Here is a 3,599-nt window from a genome sequence, read left to right as displayed (position 1 = left end):
GCACCCTGGGCCTGACTCATCCCAAGGCGCAGGAGGACCTTGAGCGGCTCGGCTGGGTGGATGCCCAGCACGCGGAGCAAATGTGGATTCTCGCCTCGACGGGCGACCCGGACCTGGCGCTGAACAACCTGATTCGCCTGGTGGAGGCGCTCGACCGCGCAGACGCTGCGGACGGTGCGAACAGTGCCAACGGCGCGGCCGCGGGAGCCACCGGAAGCTGTAGCGGCTCCGGCAGCTCCGGCAGCGCAGGCACCAGCGCAGAACTGCTGGCGCGCATCGACGAATCCCGCCGGTTCGCCGTCCGCCTGCTGAGCCTGTTCGGTGCGTCGTCGATGCTTGGCGACCACATCGTTGCCAACCCGGCGGAGTGGAAGCAGCTCGAAAACGGCATGCCGTCGGCTGAAGAAATGATGGAGCTCATGCTTGCCAGCGTCTCGGCAACCCCCGTTGAAGGCTCGGGCGAGCGGGTGTTTCGGGCGGGCGTCACAGGGCCAGAGGCCGACGACGCAATGCGCCGAACCTACCGCACCATCCTTGCGCGCATCGCCGCCGTCGACGTAGCGGGCACTTTCGTGCAGCGCGGCGAGGAGCCGGCCGAGCCCGTCGAGTTCGAGTTGGTCTCCCGCCGACTCTCCGACGCGGCGGACGCCGCACTGACCGCCGCCCTGGCCGTCGCGTGCGCGCAGGTGTACGAACCGGAGGAGCAGCCCGCCCGCCTTGCCGTGCTGGCCATGGGCAAGTGCGGCGCGCAAGAGCTGAACTACATCTCCGACGTGGACGTCATCTTCGTCGCCGAACCCGCCGACCCGAAGGCCACCCGCTGGGCAGGCGAGTTCATCAACATCGGCAGCCGCGTGTTCTTCGAGGTAGACGCCGCCCTGCGCCCCGAAGGCAAAAGTGGTGCCCTGGTGCGCACCCTGGAATCGCACGTGAAGTACTACAACCGCTGGGCCGAAACGTGGGAGTTCCAAGCGCAGCTGAAGGCGCGCCCCATGACCGGCGACCTGGAGCTAGGCCAGGAGTACGTCGACGCGCTGGCAGCGAAGGTGTGGTCGGCCGCCGAGCGCGAAGACTTCGTGCATGATGTGCAGGCCATGCGCCGCCGGGTGATCGAGAACATCCCGGACGACATCCGCGCCCGCGAGCTGAAACTGGGGCCCGGGGGACTGCGCGACATCGAGTTCGCCGTCCAGCTGCTGCAGATGGTGCATGGCCGAACGGATGAATCGCTGCGCACCCGTTCCACCGTCGCCTCACTGCGCGCCCTGGCTAAGGGTGGCTACATCGGCCGCGCGGACTGCCAGAATCTGCAGGAAAACTATGCCTTCATGCGCCTTTTGGAGCACCGCCTGCAGCTGCAGCGGCTGAAGCGCACGCACACCCTGCCGCCGAAGGAGGACAAGGCCGCTCGCGTGTGGCTGGGCCGCACCTCTGGCTGCCGCCCAGAGGGCACCAAGACCATGGACGAGCAGCTGGCGGCGGATGTTAAGCGCGTGAGTCTGGAGATTAGCCAGCTGCACTCGAAGCTGTTCTACCGCCCGCTGCTGTCGTCTGTGGCGGCTATGCAGGCCGATACGATCCGCCTGTCGCCGGAGGCCGCGAAGCGCCAGTTGGCCGCCCTGGGTTACGCCTACCCGGACCGCGCCTTCGAGCACCTAAGCGCTCTGGCTGCGGGCAGCAGCCGCAAGGCCAAGCTGCAGGCCATCATTCTGCCCACGCTGCTGGAATGGCTGGGGGAGACGGTGGACCCGGACGCTGGCCTGTTGAACTACCGCAAGCTCTCGGAGGCAGCGCACGACTACAGCTGGTTCCTGCGCCTGCTGCGCGATGAGAACATCGTGGGCAAGCGTCTCATGCACATCCTGGGCACCTCGCCCTATGTCGCGGAGCTGTTCTTAAACTCCGTGGACTCGGTGAAGATTCTGTCCGACGGCGCCACTGGCCCGAAATTCCTGGAGCGCGAGCCGCAGGTTGTCACCCACTCCCTGGTCGCGGCTGCCGGACGCCACCGCCACCCGGACAAGGCCATCGCTGTCGCCCGGTCGCTGCGCCGCGCGGAGCTGGCCCGCATCGCCGCCGCCGACCTGCTGGGTTTCATGGATGTTGAGCAGGTGTGTGTTTCCCTGTCCTGGGTGTGGGACGCAGTGCTCGAGGCCGCCTTGCGCGCCGAGATCCGTTTCTGGGAGGACGAGAATGTGGCCAACGCGCCGGCGCGCATCACTGTTATCGGCATGGGACGGTTGGGCGGTGCGGAGCTCGGGTATGGTTCTGACGCCGACGTGATGTTCGTCGCCCAGCCTGTCGAAGACGCGGACGAATCAGAGGCGCTGAAGTGGGCTACGAGCATTTGCGACACGGTGCGATCGCGCTTGGGAAGGCCCAGCCAGGATCCGCCGCTGGACGTGGACATTGACTTGCGCCCGGAGGGGCGCAACGGCCCGGTGGTGCGCACGCTGGATTCCTACCGCCGTTACTACAAGGAGTGGGGCGAGACGTGGGAGATGCAGGCCTTGCTGCGCGCCACGTGGATCGCGGGTGACAAGGACCTGGGCATCGAGTTTTTGCGCATGATCGACGATTTCCGCTACCCGCCGGGAGGGGTGGACGACAAGGTCGTCCAGGAGGTCCGCCGCATGAAAGCGCGCGTGGATGCCGAGCGCCTGCCGCGCGGCGCGGACCGCAAGACCCACACCAAGCTGGGCCGTGGCGCCCTGACGGACGTGGAGTGGACCGTGCAGTTGCTCACGATGCAGCACGGCGACGATGCAGATAATCTGCGCAATACCTCCACCCTGGAGACCCTGCGCGAGCTCGCCAGCGGCGAGTACATCGCCGAATCCGATGCGGAGATTCTGCGGGATGCCTGGATCACCGCCACCATCGCCCGCAATGCGATTGTGCTGGTCAAGGGCAAGCGGAAGGATCAGCTGCCCAGCCATGGCGACCAGCTGCGCCACGTCGCGGCTGCCGCCCACTGGCCGCCTGAGCAGGCCCAGGAGTTCCTGGACGACTATCTGAAGAAGACCCGCAAGGCCCACCGCGTGGTGGATCGGGTGTTCTGGGGAGAGGACGTCGGCATCGATTACGGCGGCTAGGCCCGCGGCCGGAGCCGCATGCAGCCAGCGGGGTTAGACCAGCTCGCCTTCGACGATCACGTTGTAGCCGAGGTCGTTGCTGCCGGAAACCGAGCAGGCGATCAGCACGATCCGCCCCGGACGCTTGTCGTCCATAATGTCCGGGTCCACGATGGCCTCGTTCTTATCCACCAGCCAGCTGCGGGTAACCTTCCAGGTCCGCTGGTGGTTCGCGCCGTCGCGCATCTTGATCTTTGCCCCGTTGAGCACGTCGGAAGAGTAGCGCTTCACCGGCTTGCCATCCGTGCCGTTTACGTACTTCGGCGGAGCGTTCAGGTCCACATCCGCCGTCACCGCCTCGCTCAAGGGGTTGAACACCAGCGGGGCCGCACCCCACGCATGCCCCAGGACGTACATCGTGCCCTTCTCCGCATCCTTCGGCGAAACACCCCAGCCATCGACCCAGCGCACCATGGTGCTCTGCGGACCCGCCGGGTTCAGCGGCAGGGCGTAGGGCATCGAGTC

Annotated in this window: 2 protein-coding genes; one reads left to right on the top strand and one right to left on the bottom strand. The window is 66.8% G+C overall.

Annotation, left to right across the window (positions count from 1 at the left end; translation table 11 throughout):
• Window positions 1–3,095 (top strand): bifunctional [glutamine synthetase] adenylyltransferase/[glutamine synthetase]-adenylyl-L-tyrosine phosphorylase (locus tag Q0331_RS04025; protein WP_298075092.1); only part of this gene is annotated, 3,095 nt, incomplete at its 5' end.
• A 33-nt stretch (window positions 3,096–3,128) separates the two neighbouring features.
• On the opposite strand, the gene Q0331_RS04020 is transcribed toward Q0331_RS04025, so the two are convergent.
• On the bottom strand, window positions 3,129–3,599 hold a 471-nt coding region (locus Q0331_RS04020; protein ID WP_367274957.1), incomplete at its 5' end, for a sortase domain-bontaining protein.

This window comes from uncultured Corynebacterium sp. (genome assembly GCF_937999985.1).
GTDB lineage: Bacteria > Actinomycetota > Actinomycetes > Mycobacteriales > Mycobacteriaceae > Corynebacterium.
Note: the sequence above shows the minus strand (reverse complement) of the source record. Positions and strands in the feature narration are given on the sequence as shown.